Annotated in this window: 18 protein-coding genes; 6 read left to right on the top strand and 12 right to left on the bottom strand. The window is 47.5% G+C overall.

Annotated features, from left to right (window positions below; all coding sequences use genetic code 11):
- Positions 1-33: 33 nt before the first annotated feature.
- The 3 genes from QUA56_RS13615 to QUA56_RS13605 form a co-directional block, all read right to left on the bottom strand.
- Positions 34-246: a hypothetical protein gene (locus tag QUA56_RS13615; RefSeq protein ID WP_333358355.1), complete on the bottom strand. Its 213-nt coding sequence runs from the start codon at positions 244-246 to the stop codon at positions 34-36.
- A gap of 41 nt (positions 247-287) precedes the next feature.
- Positions 288-1115: an SWIM zinc finger family protein gene (locus QUA56_RS13610; RefSeq protein WP_333358353.1), complete on the bottom strand. Its 828-nt coding sequence runs from the start codon at positions 1113-1115 to the stop codon at positions 288-290.
- A gap of 255 nt (positions 1116-1370) precedes the next feature.
- A complete protein-coding gene (locus QUA56_RS13605; RefSeq protein ID WP_333358352.1) occupies positions 1371-4754 on the bottom strand; it encodes a DEAD/DEAH box helicase in 3384 nt (1127 codons plus the stop codon).
- Between the two features lie 183 nt (positions 4755-4937).
- On the opposite strand from QUA56_RS13605, the gene QUA56_RS13600 reads away from it, so the two are divergent.
- Both QUA56_RS13600 and QUA56_RS13595 read left to right on the top strand, forming a co-directional pair.
- On the top strand, positions 4938-5129 hold the full coding sequence (locus tag QUA56_RS13600; protein WP_333358350.1) for a hypothetical protein: 192 nt from the start codon (positions 4938-4940) through the stop codon (positions 5127-5129).
- A 14-nt stretch (positions 5130-5143) separates the two neighbouring features.
- Positions 5144-7297, top strand: a complete 2154-nt coding sequence (locus QUA56_RS13595; protein WP_333358349.1) for a polyribonucleotide nucleotidyltransferase — start codon at positions 5144-5146, stop codon at positions 7295-7297.
- A 355-nt stretch (positions 7298-7652) separates the two neighbouring features.
- On the opposite strand, the gene QUA56_RS13590 is transcribed toward QUA56_RS13595, so the two are convergent.
- The 5 genes from QUA56_RS13590 to QUA56_RS13570 form a co-directional block, all read right to left on the bottom strand.
- Positions 7653-8903 carry a Rid family detoxifying hydrolase gene (locus QUA56_RS13590; protein ID WP_333358347.1) on the bottom strand — a complete coding sequence of 417 codons (1251 nt, stop codon included), beginning with the start codon at positions 8901-8903 and terminating at the stop codon, positions 7653-7655.
- A gap of 143 nt (positions 8904-9046) precedes the next feature.
- Entirely contained in the window at positions 9047-9454 is a 408-nt protein-coding gene (msrB, locus tag QUA56_RS13585) for a peptide-methionine (R)-S-oxide reductase MsrB (RefSeq protein WP_333358345.1), read from the bottom strand.
- A 279-nt stretch (positions 9455-9733) separates the two neighbouring features.
- Positions 9734-10447 carry a molybdopterin-dependent oxidoreductase gene (locus tag QUA56_RS13580; RefSeq protein WP_333358343.1) on the bottom strand — a complete coding sequence of 238 codons (714 nt, stop codon included), beginning with the start codon at positions 10445-10447 and terminating at the stop codon, positions 9734-9736.
- Between the two features lie 10 nt (positions 10448-10457).
- On the bottom strand, positions 10458-11138 hold the full coding sequence (locus tag QUA56_RS13575; RefSeq protein WP_333358341.1) for a cytochrome b/b6 domain-containing protein: 681 nt from the start codon (positions 11136-11138) through the stop codon (positions 10458-10460).
- A gap of 263 nt (positions 11139-11401) precedes the next feature.
- Complete coding sequence (locus QUA56_RS13570) at positions 11402-13033, bottom strand: transposase (protein WP_333358339.1); 1632 nt, start codon at positions 13031-13033, stop codon at positions 11402-11404.
- A gap of 150 nt (positions 13034-13183) precedes the next feature.
- Here QUA56_RS13570 and QUA56_RS13565 point away from each other — a divergent pair, with 150 nt between their 5' ends.
- On the top strand, positions 13184-13804 hold the full coding sequence (locus tag QUA56_RS13565; protein WP_333358337.1) for a thioredoxin family protein: 621 nt from the start codon (positions 13184-13186) through the stop codon (positions 13802-13804).
- 4 nt (positions 13805-13808) lie between these two features.
- Positions 13809-14501 carry a cytochrome c biogenesis CcdA family protein gene (locus QUA56_RS13560; RefSeq protein ID WP_333358335.1) on the top strand — a complete coding sequence of 231 codons (693 nt, stop codon included), beginning with the start codon at positions 13809-13811 and terminating at the stop codon, positions 14499-14501.
- A gap of 218 nt (positions 14502-14719) precedes the next feature.
- Here the strand turns inward: QUA56_RS13560 and QUA56_RS13555 are convergent, their stop codons facing one another.
- A complete protein-coding gene (locus QUA56_RS13555) occupies positions 14720-14950 on the bottom strand; it encodes a hypothetical protein (protein ID WP_333358333.1) in 231 nt (76 codons plus the stop codon).
- Between the two features lie 274 nt (positions 14951-15224).
- On the opposite strand from QUA56_RS13555, the gene QUA56_RS13550 reads away from it, so the two are divergent.
- Positions 15225-15815, top strand: a complete 591-nt coding sequence (locus tag QUA56_RS13550; protein WP_333358331.1) for a sigma-70 family RNA polymerase sigma factor — start codon at positions 15225-15227, stop codon at positions 15813-15815.
- A gap of 8 nt (positions 15816-15823) precedes the next feature.
- The gene (locus QUA56_RS13545) at positions 15824-16603 is read left to right on the top strand and encodes an anti-sigma factor (RefSeq protein ID WP_333358329.1); all 780 of its coding nucleotides are present in this window, start codon (positions 15824-15826) and stop codon (positions 16601-16603) included.
- A 202-nt stretch (positions 16604-16805) separates the two neighbouring features.
- Here QUA56_RS13545 and QUA56_RS13540 read toward each other — a convergent pair whose 3' ends face one another.
- From QUA56_RS13540 to QUA56_RS13530, 3 genes are all read right to left on the bottom strand, one after another.
- Positions 16806-16973: a hypothetical protein gene (locus QUA56_RS13540; RefSeq protein ID WP_333358327.1), complete on the bottom strand. Its 168-nt coding sequence runs from the start codon at positions 16971-16973 to the stop codon at positions 16806-16808.
- Between the two features lie 11 nt (positions 16974-16984).
- A complete protein-coding gene (locus QUA56_RS13535; protein ID WP_333358325.1) occupies positions 16985-22267 on the bottom strand; it encodes a response regulator in 5283 nt (1760 codons plus the stop codon).
- A 62-nt stretch (positions 22268-22329) separates the two neighbouring features.
- Positions 22330-22581, bottom strand: a complete 252-nt coding sequence (locus QUA56_RS13530; protein ID WP_333358323.1) for a hypothetical protein — start codon at positions 22579-22581, stop codon at positions 22330-22332.
- Positions 22582-22650 lie beyond the last annotated feature (69 nt).

The raw sequence follows: 22650 nt of genomic DNA, 5'->3' as shown, positions 1-22650 counted from the left end.
TTGTAATGTTGTTTGATGGAATGTTACAAAGCGTTAAGCATTAAAAACTTTGTGCGCGATCGGTTGAAAAGATCGATCGATGCTGATATAAAAATAAATAGCAAGATTCCTTCGTTCACCAAATTGGAACAGCCTTATGTCAGCATTTGAGACTTTCTTAACTTTTAGCTTTGCTTCAGTCTTCGCCGTAGCCACTTTGGCAACTTGGCTGCGCTTCACAAACCCGCCTTCTACTGCTAAACGCAATTAGAAATTGTAGCCCCAAGGGCGATAGCCCTACAAAAAAGTTAATCTCCTTCGCCCCGTTTCAGTGCTGCTAAAACTGCTTGCTGGCTAACTGCTTGGTAAATTTTGGCAAAATGCTGTTTTAGCGCCTCAGATGCGGGCGATGATTTGCTAGCGGTTCCTTTTCCGTCGGTTGCGAGGGGAATCGGGCCTAAGATATCTAATACTGTTTCGCTGCTCGGTGGGGGTACAATTACTACTAGAGATGATTCTAGCTGCTGGTTGTATTCCCAAAAGCGATCGACCTTCGGCAATTTAGAATTCGCAGCGGGGGAATTTTCTCCTGAGTTGAGTTGGGAATTTTCCTCTCCTTGCGTACCTCGTCTTTGACGGAGTGCTGTCAAAATTTGCTCTTTTGTTCGGCCTCGCAATTGAAAGAGTACGAAGGGGTCTTCACTGAAGCGATCGCCCAATAAGTAGTATACTGCACTGATGTGTTTGCAAGGGTTTTTGGGGTCAGGACAGCTACAGCGCGATCGAATATCTGACAAGCTTAACGGAAATAGCGTTTTGCCTGCCGCTGCAAATACATCTTCAATATTGTGCGGCATTTCTCCTGCTAAGAGTTTAGCTGAAAAAACTGCTCTTTGCGACATATTTTCAATCACATAATCCCAATCTTCATCAGTCAATGTGTCGAGTCCTAAAGAAACTTGATAGGGTTTGGGATCTGTTCCTTGAACTACGGCGATTACTTCTCGATCGGGAAATTTAATGCTGAGAACTTTACCTTCGCGCGCGTATTGCCAGCCGCGTTCTAAGCGTTTTTTGAAGCGGTAGGTATTGATTAAATCTAACCACTGTTGTGTCCACCATTCTCTGTCAATCATTCGATTTTAGATTTTAGATTTTAGATTTTAGATTTGGGAATCGGGAATCGGGCATCGGGCATCGGGCATTGGGCATCGGGCATTGGTAATTGGGATGTTGAATTCAGAAAGAAAAAAACAGCTATCCGTGTATTCCTGACTTCCGTGTCATGCTGTTGGGAATGGGTCATATAGCGGTTCTCAAGCGTGGTGAGGTATGCCCTATGCCCTATGCCCTATGACCGATAGCACCTCATCTTTCTGAGAAATGCTATATTATTCTTCTTCTGTTTCTATAATAGCATTGCGATCGAGAATTAGTAAATTGCGAAGTTGGTCTGTATCGAGTTCGGTGAGCCAGTTTTCACCGGCGCTGACTACTTGTTCGGCTAGAGCTTTTTTGCTTTCAATCATATCATGAATCTTTTCCTCTAACGTGCCAGTGCAGACAAATTTGTGGACTTGCACGTTGCGGGTTTGGCCGATGCGAAATACGCGGTCAGTTGCCTGATTTTCTACTGCGGGATTCCACCATCTGTCATAGTGGAAAACATGGGTTGCTCTGGTTAAATTCAAACCTGTGCCGCCCGCTTTTAAGGATAATATCATAATCGGCGGGCCTTGGGGGTCGTGCTGGAAGCGATCGATCATTTCTTCGCGCTGCTGTTGCCGAATTCCTCCGTACAAAAACAAAACTTCTCGCCCTAAATGCTGTTCTAGATGCGGTTTCAGGAGTTTTCCCCATTCGGCAAATTGAGTAAAAATTAAAGCCCGATCGCCCTCTGCTAAAACCTCTTCTAACATTTCCACCAACCGCTGCAATTTCCCCGATTCCTGACTCTTAATCCCCAATTCTTTCGGCTTAGCTTCTGCTTTCACAAGAGCCGGATGGTTGCAGAGTTGCTTGAGTTTTACCAGCAAAGCCAGAATCATTCCCCGGCGCTGAATGCCTTCGGCTGAGTCTAATTCAGTTATTGACTCTTCGACTATTTTCTGATATAATGCAGCCTGTCCAGCAGCCAGCCCGCAAAATACAGTCATCTCCTGTTTTTCGGGCAAATCTTGGATGATTTCTTTGTCAGTTTTCAGGCGGCGGAGGATGAAAGGCCGAACGAGCGATCGCAAAGTCAGCAATGATTCGCGATCGCCGTATTTCTCGATCGGAATTGCAAATCGGCGCTGAAAGAAATTGCGCGGCCCCAAATAGCCCGGATTCAGAAACTCCAAAATTGACCACAATTCTTGCAGCCTATTTTCCACCGGAGTTCCCGTCAGCGCAATTCTAAAAGATGCCTCGATTTGCCGCACCGCTTGCGACTGCTTCGCCTCGGAATTTTTAATATTTTGCGCTTCATCTAAAATCAATCCTTGCCACTTAATGCTGTGAATTTCCTTCGCATCGCGAAACACCAGGGCGTAACTGCTAATTATTAAATCTTTTCCCTTAATTGCCGTCGCAAATGCTTTACCTTTACCGCGTTTGTCTCCGTGGTGAACTAACACTTTCAGCGTCGGGCCAAATTTCTTGACTTCGCGCTCCCAATTGCCCAATACCGATGTCGGACAAACCAGTAATGTTGGCGCTTCTAGAGAATTTTGTTCTTGCAAGTGCAGGAGGAAAGCAATTAGCTCGATCGTCTTTCCTAAACCCATATCGTCCGCGAGACAAGCCCCCAAACCCCAGCGTTCTAAGAAGGCCAGCCAGCCAACTCCCAACGCTTGATACGGCCGCAATTGTCCTCGGAAACTAGCCGGAGTTGCGATCGCACTTACCGCTTGATTATCGCTCAAAGTATTCAGCAATTCCTGAAGTTGACCCGTCGCCTCAAAATTCACCACAGGCAATTTCTCGATCGTCTGAGAATCGCCCGACGCCAAACGCAAAGCATCCTCCAAAGAAAGAGTCATTTGCTCTTTGCGGCTGGCAAAAAAAGTTTGAGCCGCTTTCACATCCGGCGCGCGCAACTCCACCCACTCGCCGTTAATTTCCACCAAAGGCGAATTCAACGCGATCAATCTGTCAAACTCTGCCTTAGAAATGCGCTGTCCGCCGATCGTCAATTCCCACTTAAAATTTAGCAGACTTTGCAATCCCAGCCCACCTTTCGCCGGATTCACTTTCGGAGTTTCCGCTTGAATGCTCAAACCCAAACGACTCGCCCAACCATCAGCCTTGGTCAAACTAGGCGGCAAAACAACGCCCAACCCGCTATCAGCAAACCGCCAAGCTACAGACTTAATAAACTCGTAAGCTTGCAGGGGATTTAATTGGCAAGATTGAGGCCGCTGTGCTTGCAAACTCGGTTCAATTAACGGATAAAGTTTCGAGGCTAAACCCAAGCCGCTGAGCAAAGTTTCTTGAGGCAATTCTATTGTCCGCCCCGCATAAGCCAAACGCTCGACTGAGTTGTTCCAAACAGTTGTCGCATCTATCAAAAATTCGCTTTCATCTGCTGCTTGCAAGCAATAATTTAAACTCCAGTTAACTTTACCAGGAGACGGCGGTATGAGTAGAAAGCAAGTGTGAAATTGACTTTGTTGAGATAGTTGGTTTTGCAGCGGTGCAGTCCAAGCACTCAGCTTGTTTCCCAAGTTCTCCAATGCTGCTGATTCTACTTGCACAATCCCCGATTCCTGCTGCAAAGCTTGCAGCCACTCGCGCACAGGGGAAACTGTTTTGATGTCTAAAGTAGAGCTACCAGCCGTTAGCGCAGCCCTCGAAGAGGATCGCACTTGACTATCTACAATACTGCTCAAAAAGCCTAACACCAATTCCTCCGCCCCCGCCGGCAAATCCACCGCTAAAGGCAATTGACTGGATTCTTCTCCCTTTTCCCCTCTTCCTTCTTCCTTCTTCCCTCTGACTTCAACCTCTGACTCACGCTCATCGATCATTAATCCGTGTATCCGTGTCAAAATCCGTGTCGTGCCTTCTTCCTTCGATTGATATGTTCGGCAAGCCGTCGGCATTTGCTTGATAAAAGTAGCGAGGCGGAGTATGTCTGTAGAACTATCTAACAGCGGTTGCCATTTAGCAATAGCAGAACCGTTCGACTGTTTCTCCAATCCCGGCAAAAATTTGCATCTTGCCAACAAATCCAAACTCCACCTAGCAATATGAGACCAAAAACGCAAATCAGAGCCGACAAAAGAGTCAGGTTCCGTGCTGTTAAGCGGTAGTGATTGCAAGAAAATAAAAGCTGCTTGAGGGTTGAGAAAATAACCCTCAACTTGCCAGGGATAAAGGTAAATTTCCTCGGTTTTGGCGGCTTCGTCAAGTGCTGCTGCTGAGTGCTGCGGCATCAGATTTGCGTTCGATTCTGAGATTTTGGTGGGAAGTGCGATCGCCCGAATTTCCCTTTGAATTGAGGAGTTTTGGGCGGGAATTTCTGCTGCGTTTTGAGTTTTGGGCGATCGCCTAGTTTTTTGGCTTTTTTCCGGTGGAGTTTCTGCGGTTTCCGGTAATTGCCAGTTGAGTTTTCCAGGCTTCTGCAAGGAAGTTAGAAAAGTTTTCAATTCAGCTTCGCTCATTGCCAAGGGATGGGGAATATTTATCGATTCAACGATGTTTATCGCCCCAAGTTTGCGCCAAGTTTCTCCCCAGATAAATAAGCCACTTTTTTCGCGGTCGAGCAGCCAAGTGCCGTGTAAAATTGCCATTTTATTGAGCCCTGATAACTTGATTATTTGCAAGATTTACTACAGCAATCTTGTTTGATTTGTAAAAATTTTTTTGTTAACGAACCTGAAAATTACTATTACTCAACAGTCAACAGTCAACAGTCAACAGTTAACTGACAACAGTCAACAGTTAACTGACAACAGTCAACTGACAAATAAAAATTGATCGTACCATCTATTTCAGGTATTGGGCGATCGATCGCCCAATACCAAAAACAATCAAAGAGTATAAATGCTTACAATCGAGGCGCAGACAGTCGATCGACACCGAATTATCCCTGTCTTTTAGTCGCTGACTCTCAAACCTCCTGTGGTAATGTTACGATCCCGACAGAGAAAGAATGTGGTAGATAAGGAAGCAGTGCTACATGGTAGAGATAGACAAGTCAATATCCTTCGATGGACGGGATATTAGACTGAAGATTGGTTTACTAGCGCCTCAAGCAGGCGGTGCAGTTTTGATTCAGTCGGGTGACACGGCGGTTTTAGTGACGGCGACTAGATCGCAGGGGAGAGAGGGAATTGATTTCCTGCCCCTGTTGGTGGATTACGAAGAGAGACTCTACGCAGGCGGTAAAATTCCCGGTGGATTTTTGCGCCGGGAAGGGCGTCCCCCAGAAAAAGTGACTTTGACTGGGCGTTTGATCGATCGACCGCTGCGCCCGCTATTCCCAAGCTGGCTGCGAGATGACATCCAAGTCGTAGCCACAACCCTGTCGATGGACGAACAAGTGCCGCCAGACGTTTTGGCGGTAACGGGCGCTTCAGTAGCGATCCTGCTGGCGAAAATGCCGTTTTACGGGCCGATGGCTGCGGTGCGAGTCGGTTTGGTAGGGGACGATTTCATCATCAACCCAACCTACAGCGAAATCAAAGAAGGCGAGTTGGATCTCGTGGTAGCCGGTTCTCCAGACGGAGTAATCATGGTGGAAGCCAGCGCCAACCAATTGCCGGAACAGGATATCATCGAGGCGATCGACTTCGGCTATGAAGCAGCCTGTGACTTGATTCAAGCCCAGCGCGAAATTATGGCGGAATTGGGCATCGATTTGGTGGTAGAGGAACGGCCATCGCAAGATTCGGCCCTGGAAACCTTTATTCGCGATCGCGCCCAAGAACCCATCCGCATCATTTTGTCAAGATTTGAAAAAGACAAAACAGTACGGAATGCGGCTTTAGATGAAGTGAAAGCCAATGAAGTCGAAGCTGCGATCGCCGCACTCGCCGAAGACGATCCGATCAAAGTAGCTGCAGGCGCCAACAGCAAAACAATTGGCAACGTTTTCAAAGACGTTACCAAAAAAATGATGCGGAAGCAAATCATCGAAGATGGCGTCCGTGTAGACGGCCGCAAGCTAGACGAGGTGCGCTCCGTTTCTTGTCGCGTAGGGGTGCTCCCGTCGCGAGTACACGGCTGTGCGCTGTTCAATCGCGGGTTAACCCAAGTCTTGTCCGCAGCAACCCTGGGAACCCCAGGCGATGCCCAAGATTTAGGAGACGACTTGCACCCGCAGCAAGACAAACGCTACCTCCACCACTACAATTTCCCGCCGTTTTCTGTGGGAGAAACCAAGCCGATGCGATCGCCCGGACGCCGAGAAATCGGTCACGGAGCCCTCGCAGAACGCGCTTTGCTGCCCGTTTTGCCATCCAAAGAAGATTTCCCCTACGTCATTCGCGTAGTTTCAGAAATCCTCTCTTCCGACGGTTCCACCTCAATGGGTTCAGTTTGCGCCTCAACGCTAGCATTAATGGATGCAGGCGTTCCCCTTTCCCAACCCGTCAGCGGCGCGGCAATGGGCTTAATTAAAGAAGGCGATGAAGTCCGAATTTTGACTGACATTCAGGCAATTGAAGACTTTTTAGGCGACATGGACTTCAAAGTAGCCGGTACCGACACCGGGATTACTGCTTTGCAGATGGACATGAAAATCAAAGGTTTGCCCTTAGATGTGATAGCCACCGCCATCCGCCAAGCCAAACCGGCCAGACTGCACATTTTAGAAAGAATGCTGTCAACCATCGACACTCCCCGCAAGGAAATGTCGCCATTTGCACCGCGTTTGCTAACCCTGAAAATCGATCCGGAATTTATCGGTTTGGTAATTGGGCCGGGTGGCAAAACAATCAAAGCCATCACCGAAGAAACCGGTGTCAAAATTGACATCGAAGACGACGGAACCGTGACAATTGCTGGCAACGACAGCGAAAAAGCTCAGCGGGCTTACAACATTGTCCAAGGCATGACGCGCAAGTTGAATGCAGGAGACGTGTATGTCGGCCGCGTAACTCGAATTATTCCGATCGGCGCTTTTGTGGAAATTTTGCCAGGAAAAGAAGGAATGATTCACATTTCCCAGTTAGCGGACTACCGCGTTGGGAAAGTGGAAGACGAGTTAGCTGTGAACGATGAAGTGATTGTCAAAGTGCGAGAAATTGACAATAAAGGTCGAATTAATTTGACCCGCTTGAATATTCATCCCGACGAAGCGGTAGCCGCCCGCGAAGCGCTGAATAAATAGTTTACGGTTGGTAATTGGTAATTACTTGTAGAGTAATTGCTAATTGCTAATTGGTAACTGTAATTAGTAATTGCTAATTGCTAGTTGAGATTAAATCTGATTGTTTCAGATTGATTTGGGAGTAGGTGCGCGACAGCGACAGATCGACAAAAGTGCGATCGGCTGTGGAAGTTAATACAGTCGCGCACTTTACCCTCGGCGGTTGCTATAAATAAACTTTGAAATTATTCATCTCTCTCCCCTCTTCCTCTGCGCCCTCTGCGCCCTCTGCGGTTAAATCACTCATAAATATTAAAAAAAATATATCCAGAAACCAGACTTCTTGAAAAAGTCTGGCATCTCAAAGAAGATGAAATCAAATCACCGCAATACAGTCAATTTCAACTAACACATCTTTCGGCAAACGCGAAACCTCCACACAAGCGCGCGCCGGTGCAGTTTCCGCATCAAAATATTTCGCATAAACCGCATTCACAGCGGCAAAATCATTCATATCTTTGAGGAAAACCGTAGTTTTTACCACATCCAACCAAGTCGCGCCGGCTTCTGTGAGAATCGCTTCGAGATTTGCCATAACTTGTTCGGTTTGTTTTGCCACATCGTCGGTGTAGACGATATCATTTAGTCTAATGTCGATCGCAATTTGACCAGCTACAAACAGCATAGTGCCCGTAGCGGCGATCGCTTGATTGTAAGGACCCACGGGTGCAGGTGCTTTGTCAGTACGAATAATTTTGCGCGTCATAGATGTCACTTTTTGGGATAATTTTTCCGAAGTTTCTGGCTGGTAGATTTCTCCGTCAGAGGTTTCTGGCTGATAGATTTCTCCATCGGGCATTGTAGCACCAGTGAAGTCTGCATTTTCAATATTCCAACCATAAATTCTTGCGTTAGTTAAGTCTGCCTTTTTCAAGTTTACTCCACTTAGATCGGCTCTAGTTAAATTTGCTCCTTGCAGATTAGCTCTTTCGAGATTCGAGCTTTGCAAACAGGCTTCTTTAAGGTTAGCTTCTCCCAAGTTTGCCACACTTAAATCTACATTTATTAACTTAATTCCTGACAAATTACTTTGTTCCAAATTGACTGCCCTGAGTTTACAACCGTTGAGATTTGCCTCTAAGAATTTTACACCACTTAGAATTGTTGCAGTTAAATTTGCTTCAGCCAGGTTTGCTCTAGTCAGATTAGCGCTACTCAAGTTAGCTCTATTTAAGTCTGCCTGAAACAAGGAGGCTCTACTTAGGTTAGTAGAGGTTAGGTTTGCCCCACTCAAATTTGCTTGGTCAAGATTAGTATTAGTCAAGTTTGAGCTACTCAGATTTGCTTTACTCAAATTTGCACCGTTGAGTTCTGCTAAACTTAGATTAGCTGAATCACAACGTATTTCACTCAAGTTTGCACTTGTCAGAGATGCCCGACTCAGATTAGCACCGTAAAGATTGGCTTTTGTTAGGTCTATACCACTCAAATCAGCCCCAGTCAAATTAGCACCCTGTAGGTCGATCCCACTCAGGTCAGCACCTTTAAGGTCTACCCCACTTAACCGTTCATTATGAAATTTTCGTTCACCTTTGGCATATCTTTCTAAAAGTTCTTCAGCGTCCATAAATAACCTCGATCGCCCTCACGTCCCACAAATCACTATACCATCCGCGCGAATCCGCGTGTACCTGCGGTTTAGCAGTAGAGAGCCGTCTGGGCGTCGATAATTATGGGATTCTTTACCACAGGAGTACCCGTGAAAGAATGTCAGCCAGCAATAAATTTCATAGCAACACCGTTCATGCAGTAGCGTTTGCCAGTAGGTGCAGGGCCGTCATCAAATACGTGACCCAAATGCCCCCCGCAGCGATGGCAATGCACTTCAATTCTACTCGCAAACAGCGAATTATCTACAGATGTGGCGATCGCCCCTTTGATCGGTTCATAAAAACTTGGCCAACCAGTACCGCTATCAAATTTGGTTTGCGACGAAAAAACGGGCAAATCACACGCAGCACACGCATAAATCCCCTTCCCATATTGCTTATCGAGAATGCTAGTGTGAGAGCGTTCAGTGCCGTGTTTTCGCAACACATCAAACTGTGCCGGAGTCAAAAGTTTGCGCCACTCTTCCTCGGTTTTAGTAATTTCAAAAACACCCTTAGAAGCAGCCATAACATCTGAATCCCCAGGCAAACAGGACGATAACCATGCCATGCTTACTGTTGCTAGACCAGCTTGTAAAAAGAATCTTTTTTTCATTATCCATCATCCACTTATTGCTAATTAACTAACTAATCTAAACCCCGATCAGTCACATTCAAGATGTTTAAATTGCTTTTTCCCCCAATACAGCTTTAATACCCCCCATTTATTCTTTAGTCCGCGGAGGCGGACTTCGTTTGTGTAGGGGCGGTTTCAACCGCCGACTTTTATTGCTTCCCAAACACATTATTACAGCCCTCCAAACCACTCATAACCTTGATCCTCCCAGTAACCCTTTTTAGGCAACAAGTCACCAACCAAAGTAATTCGAGTCACCCACTTACTCTGTTTGTAACCCAGCTTAATTGGAGATGCTAGGCGTAAAGGCGCACCATTCTCAACACTCAGAGGATTACCATTTTTCTGATAAACCATCAAAGTCTGAGGGTGCAACGCCGAAGGCATATCCCAACTCTCGTAGTAGCCATCAGCAGACTTAAAGTAAATGTAGCGAGCATTTGCTTTTGGTTGTGCAAGGGCTACCAAATCCCGCAGCCGCACCCCACCCCACTGCACAATAGCAGCCCAACCCTCCACACAAACATGGCGAATTGTCATGACACTCAAAGGCATAATCTGAAGTTGTTCCAGACTGAGGTTGAGAGGACGATTCACCTCACCATCAATTATCAGACGAAAAGCTTTTGGATCGATGTTTGGAGTGGCATCAAAGGTATTGATAATTAACGCATTCGGCTCGATCGCACTTGCAGGGAATTCCGGTACGAGTTTTTGAGGATTCAACAACAAAGCTTCAACACTTTGGTTGAGAGGTTCAAAACTCTTTCCGATTATATCAGATCCAACTAATCCACAACCGCCTAAAAATAAACCAATGCCAGAAAGTCCAGATAATTGGAGAAATTGGCGGCGCTGCCATAAACGAGGAGAGTCTGGAAACATTAGGAAACCTCTACCAAAAAATTGACTTAATCAGGCGCGAACCCCCTACCTTGAGGCCCAGCAAAGAGTGAATTAGTGAAAAGATGATGACTGTAGGAACCGATATAAAGTGAACGACTCTCAGCGCCTGCCAACTGCCGAATAAATCAACAATCCAGTGGAATTGAGCAGGTTTATACATTCCCATTCCGCTAACTAAAGCTAGCAGCAAAACCGGAATAATTGCTGTGTAAGCTAGGCGATGCCACGAATAATTTTTGCGCTTTTCATTTTGAGAATTCTGCAAAGCTTTCAAGTCATTATAGCCGACAAAACGATGCTGCCAGCGGCGGGTGATGAAAATATAGAGACCGTACCAAAATAGATTGAGTGCGAATAACCACATCGCCGCGAAATGCCAATGCCTGCCACCAGCCAGCCAACCGCCTAGCAAAAATATGGGTGGGAATTGCCATCCTCCCCGCCCACCAAAAACCGGATTCGAGTTGTAAATTTGCAATCCACTGCCAATCATCAGAAGTAGACTAATGATATTTAACCAGTGAAATAACTTCGCCCCAGTTGCCTGAGTCGGTAAAAATTTAGACCGAGATTTTTTAGAAGGAGCAGATGAATCCATAGTGCGTAAGGGTGACAGCAACTGCTTTAAATAAATACCTAAAGAACTCAGAGAAAATACAGCAGATTCCATGTTTATGAAGTACACCCCGCGATCTCTTCGAGTGCCGTAGGGACACGGCAGTGCCGTGTCCCTACCCCTGCCAGTACCTACTGACGTGAAAAGTGCTGTAATTACTCTGCCCTTGTAGGTAGCAACTAACCCAAGTCAGTTAACTTTTTCTGCTACCGTGCATAAAAATTACTTGTAAAGTGGGATACAAATAGACTGGGTTTTTAGTAGTCTCTAACTTAATACGAGGCTAACTCTATTTTGGATGTGAACTAACCTGACGGTCAACTGGGTACAGTTAGACCGCAGGCTTCTTTTTCCTTTTTTGCAAAGGCTTTTTTGAGTGACGGAGTTCCCCCGCCACTTTCGTAACTAAGACCAATTTTTCTAATAAGTTTAGCTGAATTTTCATCTCGATCCAAAGATTCTCCGCACTGACAAGAATGCCACCGCTCCGACAATTCTTTCGGGACTTTATTGAGGCAGTTCCAGCAATGCTGGGAAGTTCCTTTTGGGTCAACGAGTAAAACGCTTTTACCTAACTTCCAAGCGACATATTTTAGGACGTTAGCGAACTGCCCGTGAGCAGCATCAAGCATTGATTTGTTCAAACCGCTTTTAGCTGACTGACCGTTCGGCAAATAAACCAAATTACCATTCTCAACATCAGTCTTGGGTTTGGCACGTCTAGTCAGATTTTTGATCCTCAAGTCTTCAACAACTAAAACATCACATTTGTTCAATAACTCATGTGCAGTCTTGAATTGAAAATCTAATCTAGCTCTAGCTACGAACTGATGTAGTTTGGAAACCTTATCCTTGATAATTTTCCAAGGCTTAGAACCTTTGGCTTTTTTAGCTAATTTTGCTTGAAGCCTTGCTAATTTTTCAGCCGACTTTCTCAAGAATCTAGGATTTTCAATTCTTTCGCCATTGGAAAGGTAAACGTAATTAGTAATTCCCAGGTCGATACCCACAGTATTTTCGACCGTCGGTTGAATTTCTACAACCGTTACGGGAACCGTCTTATCTTCTAGCGTCAGGGAGATATACCACCCATCCGCTTCTCTGATGACACTACCCGTCTTAACTTTGAATCCTGTTGGTATTGTGCGGTGAAAAACCATCGGTACTTGACCTATTTTTGCGAGGCTAATACAAATCCTATTCTGCTCATCCTTGACGACATCTAAATTGTCTAATTGAGGATAAGTGAAGGATTTATAGTAGTGAAACCCCTTGAACTTAGGCTTACCTCTACGATTGCCATTCTTATCGGACGTGGTAAAGTTTGAAAAGGAAGTTTCTACTCTGTTGACAACATCTTGCAGAACCTGAGAATCTAACACTTTATAATCAGGAAACAGCTTTTTAGTATTTTTCAGGTCGGCAAGTTGTATCGTCTGCCACTGCACATATCCGCCTTCAATGTTCGAGAAAACGTCACCTTTTTTAGTCAAAGGATTACCTAATTCATCCTTTTTCCTGCCGTCTCTAGTTTGGACTCTCGTCAAAGGAATATTTTTATAAATCTCCTCAACAGGGACTATAGAAACAACTAATGGGCAGGCGTTGATAGGCGTTCTCGTGGCTTCCCACCATCTAAATCTTTCGCTGAGTCGGTAGTTGTACTGCCGGCGACAAAGTTCTAGATGAGCCACAATCGTTGTTAATTGAGCTTTTGTTGGTTTGAGGCGGTATTTGTAAGTGAGTTGCATTTCTAAACTTCCTTTTTTCGACCTTTGCATAGTATAGTTTATGTACGTCCAAAATGCAACACCGAAAATTACTATTTTAGCACTGGAAAGTACATTGAAAATCAAGATGCTCCCGAAGATTGATTCGTAGTAAGCAAGTCTAATTGTCGGCTTCCGTCCCTCCATCCGACGCTTCTGGACATCCCTACGGTAATTCATTCGGGGTACTTCGCGCAGCGCTCAGATTCATCCCCCTCTGAATATACCGAGGGACTTCCCGGCTGGCAGTTAAAATTTTTCCTGTTTGCATAAAACATCCAATTTCCGGTCATCTCCGTATATAAAGTAAATAAGGAAGGAAATTACTTTATGAACAAGCGCTGGCTGGGGCGACGCCAATTACTTTGGTATTTAGGGCTGGGAGTTGGTGGGACTGCTCTCAGTTGTGGCAGACAGAAAGATATTATCCCAACTTCTAGCTCTAACAGTATCCCCATACCCGATCCTGCTAAAATTCCTAATTTACCCACAGCCGAGAACGTTGCTGCCTCACCAACTGGAAAGTCTTTACCAGAGTTTCAAGGCATCAGTCAGTGGCTAAATTCTGCGCCGCTGAAAATAGCTGATCTTAAAGGCAAAGTGGTGTTGGTGCAATTTTGGACATTTGCCTGCATTAACTGTCAGCGCACTCTGCCCTACATCGTCCGCTGGAACCAGCAATATGCCGATCGCGGATTGAAGATTGTGGGCATACACACCCCTGAATTTCCCTTTGAGCGGGATGCAAACAATGTCAAAAAAGCTTTGAAGGAACACCAAATTACCTATCCAGTGCCGCTGGATAACGAATTTAAAACTTGGGCTGCTTACCAGAATGAATACTGGCCTCATTTATTTTTAGCCGATCGCCAAGGCATTCAGCGCTACGATCATATTGGCGAAGGAGCCTATGACGAAACCGAACAAATGATTCGTAAATTATTAGGTTAGTCAGATGGCAATTTCACTCACTTCGGCTGGTGTGGCTTTACTAGCAGGATTTTTAACAATTCTCTCGCCCTGCGTCTTACCAATCCTACCCATATTATTAGGACGCAGCCTGCAATCTCATCGCTATGGGCCAATTGCTTTGGTATCAGGATTAATCGCGGGTTTTGCGGCAATTGGTAGCTTGTTGGGAGTGACATCAGGCTGGTTTGTCAGCTTTGCTAGCATCCTCCGAACAGGAGCACTTGCCTTTCTTTTGATTGCTGGGATAAGTGCCATTTTTCCGCAGATTTACCAACTGCTGTTTAAATACTTACACTTTGAAAGTTGGCCCAAAGCACCCGCGCGAGTAGGGTTGGTTGGCGAATTTTGGCTGGGAACCCAACTCGGCTTGCTTTGGACACCTTGTGCGGGGCCTGTTCTTGGCAGTATTCTGGTTTTAGCTGTTGTCAATCCTCAACCTGTAACTGCGTTTGTTTTACTAATTTTGTACGGTTTGGGCGCTGGGTTGCCGCTACTGGCGATCGCCTATGGAGGACGCTATTTCAGCCAGCATTTATTACGTTTGCGCCCCCACAGTGCAGCCTTACAAAGAATCGGCGGCGTAATTGTTGTGGGAAGTGCGATCGCGATTCTTTTGGGTTGGGATGTCAAGATACAGCTTTGGTTAGCTCCGTTTTTTCCAACTCTGCCACTGTGACGCCACTGCGAAGTGCGATCGGATTGACACTCCTTAATTATTAGACTTTTCCAATAAAAATTGTGGAACAGGCATCTTGCCTGTTCAAGACTCGCAATTCTTGCGATGTCTATTGTTGAGATACAGTCCGCCATTCATCTCGCAGCCAAATTGGGTACAGTTATGGCGGGAGATGAATGACGGTTGAAGGTAAAAGTCGGTGATTGCTTTGGTGGAGGCTATTTTTTCATAGCATCAGGACTCTTCATCGCATCAGGACTTTTCATCGCATCAGGACTCTTCATCGCATCAGGACTCTTCATCGCATCAGGACTTTTCATAGCATCGGGACTCTTCATCGCATCAGGACTCTTCATCGCATCGGGGGAAGCGCTAGGAGTAGAAGAACAGGTATACAGACTAGCCGTTAGAGTCAGACCAACAATCAAATAAAGCACTTTTCGGTTCATATTTTTATTCCAAATCTGAGGAATTTTGATTTAAGCAGTCAGCAGGTAATAGCTAGCCGTGGTTCCTCTAATAGTACGGATTACTCCTTTGATTGGATTGTGAATATCCTAAATTTGTTGTGAGCGAGGTCAAGATACCCAGCTTGTATACATCCAATCACCTCTGCGGGTCGTATTTAAGAAGATGGGGCCAGATTATTTGTGGAGACGCGCTTGCTGCAATAACCAGAATCAACTTAAAATTATCGGTTTAGGTTTGTTCTACGAAACACCTATGGATTTGAACTCTGCCGAAACAAGCGCGGACAACCCTGACAAACAGACTGACGCTGATTTATTTCGGTTGATGAGTGTTGGTCAACCCTCTGCCTTGGGGATTCTCTATAACCGCTATGGCAGCTTAGTTTACAGATTGGCGCTGAGAATTCTCAGCAATCCTCAAGAGGCAGAAGACTTAACCCAAGAGATATTTCTCAATCTCTGGAATAGGGGCGCATACAATCCGAATCGCGGCTCTATGAGCAGCTTTTTGACAACTATGACTCGATCGCGCGCAATTGATAAACTTCGTTCCCGCAGCACTAACTTAAAATTTATCCAGCGGTGGAGTCAGATGATGGCTACTGAAATTCCCCCTCTCACGCCTTTCGAGTCAGCTTCTTTAAGTGACCGATCGCACTGTGTTCGCGATGCCTTAACTCAACTTCCCGAAAAACACCGACAGGTTTTAGAGATGGCTTACTATGACGGTTTGAGTCAATCAGAAATCGCGACTAAACTTAGTATACCGCTGGGAACAATTAAAACTTGGTCTCGGCAAGGTTTATTGAACTTAAGAAAAAACTTACAAAATTTAATTGGCTAGTTGCACTTATGACAGAGCCTTTATTCCCTGAACGCTCAGAAGAATTGATGGCAGGTTATGTACTTGGCAACCTCAGCTCCTCAGAAGCTGAGGAATTAAGGCAAGTGATGAAAGAAAATCCTGAACTAGCTACAGAGGTGCGTCGCCTGCAGGAAGTCCTGGAAGTTATGCCCTACGCCCTACCTGATCTCGCACCGCCACCACACCTTTATTCCGCCATTTTGGAAGCTGCCTCGGCGGCTAGCGTTGCAGTAGCAAATCCTCATGTTTCTGGAGTTCCTAACTCATTACCCCAGAAAAAACTGAAGCACTCACCTCTACAATGGAGTCGCGTTCTTGGTAGCATAGCGGCATTATTGGCGTTGGCCGTTGGTGTGGATAACTACCGACTCAGGCAAGAAATCACAACGCTTGAAGCTCAAGTAGTGCGACAAAAAGATGTGATTGCAATGTTGCAACAGCCTAATACTCGTCTAGTTTCCCTCAAAGGGATGGCTGACGCATCTGCTGCCTCTGGTAGTATTGTGATCACACCCGGTGAACCCAAAGCTGTTTTAATCTTAAGGAACCTTCCGGTTTTACCACAGGGTCAGTTTTATCAGTTATGGTCGGTTATTAATAATGAAAAAATCGCTTGGGAGCCGTTTAATACTAATGAAGCAGGAACAGTTTTTGTCAAACTTTCTCTGCCGGCTAATGCGGAAGTAACACCATTAGTTGTCACGGTTGAAGCATCGCCCTTACTTAAAAATCCTGCAGGGCCTATGGTAATGACGGGGACTTTATAAACTAATAGGCTTAATATTAAGCTGTCGCGCAGTTAAATTGCATATTCAGGGCGGGCGGGACGCCCACCCCACAAGAGTTGGATTGTTTTTTGACAGACAATTTAAATGCCGCAACAGCTTATGGAAATCTAGGCTAGAGGATTACTAAATTCCTCCGACTCCAGCTTATGCAACCCATCCCCATACACGCGCCCCTCAGTCATTAGCACTTCATCAGAAATTCTTTCGCAAAGTAGCATTGTGCAGTGCGATCGCGATCGGGGGCGCTCGACAATAAAAGTGGTTTGATTGCTGGTAATTGACCGGATGTAATACAAGTCCTGCGATCGCGATCGCCCCGATCGCCCTCACAGGACTCAGATATTTTCAAACCTCACCCACTTAAACAACAACCGGAGCACCAACAATCTCACCCTTGAGCATCCGAGAAGCAGCATCGAGCAATTGCTCCTCCAAATAAGGCTTAGTGAAATAGCCTTTCGCGCCCAAACTGTAAGCCATTTGGCGGTGTCTGTCAGCACCGCGAGAAGTTAGCATCGCGATCGGCAATTCGCACAAAATCGCATCCTTCTGCATCCGAGAAAGCAGCTCCAAACCGTCCATTCTCGGCATCTCAATATCGCAGAACACGATATCGCAAGGCAAACCAGATTTCATCTTTTCCCAAGCCTCCTTACCGTCGCGAGCTTCTTCAACCCGGTAGCCTGCTTTCTCAAAAGTAATCGAAAGCAGCGATCGCACCGTAATCGAATCGTCCACAATCAGCACAGTCGGCTCAGTTTGCTCGACTTCGGCCTCCGCAGCAGCCCGATCGGTCTCATCCCAAAGCGTACCGCCAGCTTCCTTCCGCAGCCTTCCCGTAGCCAAATCGATCAGTTCCAGAACATCCGCAATCGCCACGATCCGGCCGTCCCCGAGCACTGTAGCCCCAGCAATCCCGATCGGCTTCGGCACCGGCCCCTCCAACTGCTTGATCACGATTTCCTGTTCCGTCGAAACCTGATCCACCTGCACCGCCAAGAAATTGCCACCAGACCGCAGCACGATCACCGAAATCATGTCATCGTCAGTATTAAACCCGTAAACACTGCCCCGGCCCAAATAGCGGTTGTAAGCGAGCAAATCCCGCAGCGGCCGGAACGGCAAAATCGAACCCCGCCACTCTATGCAGGGCAAACCGTCCGCCCCCGTCGTCACCTGATCGCGAGGCACATCGATCATGTCCTCCACCCCGTCCATCGGGAAAGCAATCCGAGCGCGATCGCTAATGCAAGTCAGAGCCTTAGAAATGCTCAACACCAGAGGCAAACGGATGGTAAACACAGTCCCCTTGCCGATCGTCGAATCAATTCCCACAGTCCCCCGAATCTCGTGCAAGCAAGTCCGCACCACATCCATACCGACCCCGCGGCCGGCGTACTCCGTCGCCTGTTCCTGAGTGCTGAAACCCGGCATAAACAGCAAATCGTAAACTTCCGATCGAGACATCCTCTGAGCCTGAGCCGCCGTCAGCAAACCCTGCTTGATCGCCTTCGCCTTCACTTTTTGCGGGTCAATTCCCGCCCCGTCGTCAGAAACCGAAATCACCGTTTGATTCCCTTGGTGGAAAGCCCGAATCGTAATCCTGCCCACCGCAGGTTTCCCAGCCGCCTGACGCACCTCTGGCGGTTCGATCCCGTGAGTGATCGCATTGTTCACCAAATGAGTCATCGGGTCATAAAGCTGATCCACAATCATCTTGTCGATCAAAATATCCTTACCCTCAACCTGCAACTGAGCCTGCTTCCCGCACTTAATCGCAATTTCCCGCACCGCCCGGAACAGCCTGTCCGTCGTCTCCGCAAACGGCTTCATCCGGGCGCGAGTCAAACCTTCTTGCAGTTGAGTCGTGACTTGCCGCAGTTGGCGAGTCACCTGATCCGCCTCATCCACCAAAAACTCAATGTCCGCGGCCGACTCCCGCACCCGCACGATCAACTCGATAATCTCCTGAGCCAAACTGTGGAAAGGAGTAAACCTGTCCATTTCCTCCGGTCTCCAAGCACTTTCCCGCGTGTGGGCCGAATCCTCAGAGCGCCAGGCCGATCGGTGTCCCTGGCGGTTTGCCAGCAAAGCAATCTCCAAAAGACTCCGCTCGTAGAAATCCTGAGTCCGCTGGCTCACATCGCTCAGCAGCGTCACCTGGTGCAGCAAATTGTCCAAAAACTGCCGCATCCGTTCTTGGTCTTGCTCCAAACTGTTGCGGTTCACCACCAGTTCCCCCATCAAATTGCTGAGGTTGTCCAGTTGCTTGACCGGCACCCGCATCGTCTGGTCGCCGAACCCGCCCGCGCGGGCATTTCGCCTCGATCTGTTGATCCCCGACGGCCCGATATTGCCTTCCCCTTGACGGCCGCCGTCCTTTGGATCTTCCAGCAGTTTTTCCAAATCGCCAAATTCATCGTCGCTGCGATCGGCAGCAGCGGGCGGAGCTTGACGGGCAGTTGTCGTCGGTGCAGGGATTTCCGGCACAGTTGCGCTCTCGCTCAGCAGCTCTTCGAGATCCGAGAAAACTTCCGTATTTACCGGACTCTGATTTGTACCCCCAGAGGCTGCTAGTGCAGCCCCAGCGCCCCCTGCAATTAACAGGGCTTCTAAATCGTCAAAATTGTCTTTTTCCTCCTCACCATCTGGTTCGGCACCGCTAAAAAAGTCCGCCAGCGACCCATATTCCAACTCCGAGGAATCTTCAGCGGCCGGCACTTCGTCAGCGTCCCAAAAGCCCGCCGTCAGTTCCGAAGTCACCAGCACCTCAGCATCGATCGAATCCAACAAATCATCAAAACCCTCCAACTCTTCGCTCTTGAGAGTCGCCCCGGTTTCAAAACCTTCCAGCAAATCACCATCGCTCTCAAACATAGCGCCGAGAGATTCTGCCGACAGCACCTCTAAATCCCCACTCGAAAAATCCGTTTCCAGCGCCTCAAACAAATCATCCTCGCCGCTAGACTCCCCAAGGATCTCTGTTTCGGGTCGATCGAACAAACCCTCGGGAACTGGGGCCGACAACTCCTGCAAATCAACGGCCGCGTCCTCATCCCCCCCAGATCCCGCATCCGCCGGCAGCACCTGCCCTTCGCCAAACATATCCTCCAACAAATCGAAAGATCCGCCCCCATCAGACTCAACACTTGAACTTTCCGAATCAGGACGGCCGGACAAGGCCCCAAGTTCAACTGGTGCCAAATCTGCCAAACCTTCGTCGGAAACAGGCGCAGCATTGTTCGAGAACCAACTCGCCAACTCGCCCTCATCGGGTTCCACACCCTCCCTCGGCAATTCTGAATCCCCGTCTAAATTTAGCCAATCCGCATGGACTTGCCCCGAAGCTTCCCCGTCATACTCAGTACCCGTAGGTACAGAACCGAACAGCTCAGCCAAATCCGCCGCCTCTCGGGAAGTAGCAGCCAATTGCCGATCGCGCGCAGTCTCCTCATCCCCTGAAATCGGGCCCGAGGTGATATTCCCAAACAGCGCATCTAAATCCGTATCATCCAGCTCCGCGTTGGTCGATGGCACTGACTCGTCTTCCATATCGAAAGCATCTTCTAGCCAATTTTCATCTGCAGAGATATCTAAATCAGAATTTGGTGTCATGTTAAAAACGCTGCCAATTTCCTCGTTTTGTGTGCTGCGAGCCGCTAAATATCGATCGTCCCCGCTCTCCCCACCTTCGCCTTCTGAAGAAAGGAAACCAGAAGCAATGCCTGAGCGATCGCTCAAATCCGAGTCCTCGCCTAGCTCAGAGAGAAACTCGAAATCATCTATTTCGGCTTCAGCGAGCCTGTCGGCATCCCCTGAATCACTGCCGCCTGCCGTCGGCTCGGAAAATTCTGTGTCGAAAGGGTCAGGGTTGACAGAATACTCAGAAGATACTTCCTGCACATCCGCTGTCTCAGATAAGTCTAAATCGCCGAACAAGTCATCCAAATTACCACTGTCCTCAACAACAACAGAAGTTTGGGCCGCCACTTCGTCCAAAAGCGTACCGAGGGCATCTTCCTCGGCTTGCCCCCTGGCTCCGCCTGTGCCGTCTCGCCGCTCCAAACCGCCCTTGCCGTTACCCGTTTTAAGCTGTTTGTGAGTTAGCGGCTGCCTCAAACGCGAATTTTCCTGACCGGCGACCACCGCCGAACCCTCTGGCTCACCTCCAAACAGCAAATCATCCCCAAACAAACTCGTGAGGTCGTCAATCGGAGGCCCCGCATTGGTTTCAGGATTTTCCGCATCATATTGGTCAAACAACAAATCAGTAAAATCGCCAGAATTGTCATCGTCTGACTCCAACATTCCCTGCGCCAGCATCCCAGAAGACTGCGTATAGTCGAAGTCTTCTTCTTCTTCCCAAGCGCCGTCGAGTTCCGGGGACTCGCCGTCAAACAAGTCAGCTAAAGTGTTGAGTTCTGCCGCGCCCACTTCCGGGCCGCTGCGGGTCGAGCTTCTAAAAGCACTCATCTCCAGATCCGATTCTGCGAACACCGTAGAATCATCATCGTCGAACTGCGACGATCGACCGCTGCTGTAATCATTGGTGTCGCCGCTGTCGAGTTGGTCGAACAGCTCGTCTATGCTCTGCCCAGAAATAGTCGGCAGAATTTGTTCCCCCGCCCGGGAATCGCCAGATCCCGCCAGATCCCAGGCCGCATCCTCAACAGAAACCGATTTTTTCCCCGACGCAAGCGGTTGAGCGAATGCCAGCAAATCTTCAAAATCCGTTTCTGGAACCAGAACAGCCGGCAGCAGCCCCAGAAGTTTTGCGCTGGGTGCGATCGACCCTTCTAGACCCGAAAGTACCAATTCTTGGGCTTGTTTGATGTCCTTGATCACCGTTGGGGCTAAGGTGCGGTAGGTATTTTCTGGGTTGGCGATCGTCTTTTCTACAACTTCGATCAATTCTATCCAGCCAGGCAGTTCAAATTCCTCCCCCGCCATTTTCAAGTTCCGACAAATGTTCCTGAGCTGCCGCCTGCTTTCAGACCCCTCGGGCTGTTTGAACTCTTGCAGCATTTCCCGCATCCTTGCCGGCACGTCCGAGTCAAATACTAGGTGCAGCGCGCCGTGTTCTGTTGGTCTTGCATCAGGTACGTAAACTGACGCCGAATCCACAAAACTCCTGGATGAGCCAAAGGCCCCGATTCCTATCCCTGCCATAACTTCTTCGGGTACTGGCAGCGGGCTGCTATCGTCTGAATCGTGTTCTCCGTATCCGACGAGTCCCCCCAAGTGCCCGTTGAGTTCTTGAAATACCGGTTCTAATTCTCGAACCATCTGTTCTCCCAACTCCTCTGTCAGCCCAAAAGGCCCTGACAGTTGCTCTAGCAGCCCTTGCAATGTGTCAAAAATTCGCAGGAACAGGGACTCTAGCTGTTGGTCTACTTTAACGCTGCACTCTTTTAAAACTTTAAAACTATCTTCTAGTCGGTGAGCTGTTTGCTGAATGCTGGTCAGCCCCAGCATAGCTGCTCCTCCTTTGACAGAGTGAGCGGCCCTAAATACTTCGTTGACCAGTTCGGGGTCTTCGATCGTGGTTTGCAGGTTCAGCAAGCCTTGTTCGATCGTATTGAGGTGGTCTTTTGCCTCCTCAATAAAGTAGCCCATTATCCTCTGTTGTTGCTCCGGCAGCATAGTTTTATTCCTGATTTTAAGCGTTATTGTATTTGTCTGTTATTGAAACTCAACCGATTATTTCACTGTTTAAGTATTTGCTCGGCGCGGTAGTTTTGTTGACTGTTCAATACCTTCGCTCTTGCAATACTGCCTGCATGGATATTGTACTCAGGCTTGTTAAACTGTTTTTGCTCTCCTCTCATGTCGTTAGTTTTTAGGTAATAAAATTTGTTTTCAGTCAGGATGTCTGTCCTTTCTAAGGGGATGAATAATGATTCTGCGTCCTGACGGAGAACCTCAAAGCGGTTATATAACCGGACATAATCTCCCACTTTTTTTTCACTTTTCTATCTGTGAATTCAACTTTTTTTAGTGATTTTGTGAGCGTTCTCGCAGTGTTT

The organism is Microcoleus sp. N3A4 (assembly GCF_036701805.1).
Taxonomy (GTDB): domain Bacteria; phylum Cyanobacteriota; class Cyanobacteriia; order Cyanobacteriales; family Microcoleaceae; genus Microcoleus.
The sequence above is the reverse complement of the archived record's forward strand: the minus strand, read 5'-3'. Positions and strand labels throughout refer to the sequence as shown.

Bases quoted from the DNA above. Each gene is read 5' to 3' on its own strand.
- QUA56_RS13560 (WP_333358335.1), top strand. From the start codon at position 13,809: ATGGCAATTTCACTCACTTCGGCTGGTGTGGCTTTACTAGCAGGATTT.
- QUA56_RS13610 (WP_333358353.1), bottom strand. From the start codon at position 1,115: ATGATTGACAGAGAATGGTGGACACAACAGTGGTTAGATTTAATCAAT.
- QUA56_RS13570 (WP_333358339.1), bottom strand. From the start codon at position 13,033: ATGAATTACCGTAGGGATGTCCAGAAGCGTCGGATGGAGGGACGGAAG.
- msrB (WP_333358345.1), bottom strand. From the start codon at position 9,454: ATGGCTGCTTCTAAGGGTGTTTTTGAAATTACTAAAACCGAGGAAGAG.
- QUA56_RS13550 (WP_333358331.1), top strand. From the start codon at position 15,225: ATGGATTTGAACTCTGCCGAAACAAGCGCGGACAACCCTGACAAACAG.
- QUA56_RS13555 (WP_333358333.1), bottom strand. From the start codon at position 14,950: ATGAACCGAAAAGTGCTTTATTTGATTGTTGGTCTGACTCTAACGGCT.
- QUA56_RS13580 (WP_333358343.1), bottom strand. From the start codon at position 10,447: ATGTTTCCAGACTCTCCTCGTTTATGGCAGCGCCGCCAATTTCTCCAA.
- QUA56_RS13535 (WP_333358325.1), bottom strand. From the start codon at position 22,267: ATGCTGCCGGAGCAACAACAGAGGATAATGGGCTACTTTATTGAGGAG.
- QUA56_RS13565 (WP_333358337.1), top strand. From the start codon at position 13,184: ATGAACAAGCGCTGGCTGGGGCGACGCCAATTACTTTGGTATTTAGGG.
- QUA56_RS13575 (WP_333358341.1), bottom strand. From the start codon at position 11,138: ATGGAATCTGCTGTATTTTCTCTGAGTTCTTTAGGTATTTATTTAAAG.
- QUA56_RS13605 (WP_333358352.1), bottom strand. From the start codon at position 4,754: ATGGCAATTTTACACGGCACTTGGCTGCTCGACCGCGAAAAAAGTGGC.
- QUA56_RS13595 (WP_333358349.1), top strand. From the start codon at position 5,144: ATGGTAGAGATAGACAAGTCAATATCCTTCGATGGACGGGATATTAGA.
- QUA56_RS13545 (WP_333358329.1), top strand. From the start codon at position 15,824: ATGACAGAGCCTTTATTCCCTGAACGCTCAGAAGAATTGATGGCAGGT.
- QUA56_RS13590 (WP_333358347.1), bottom strand. From the start codon at position 8,903: ATGGACGCTGAAGAACTTTTAGAAAGATATGCCAAAGGTGAACGAAAA.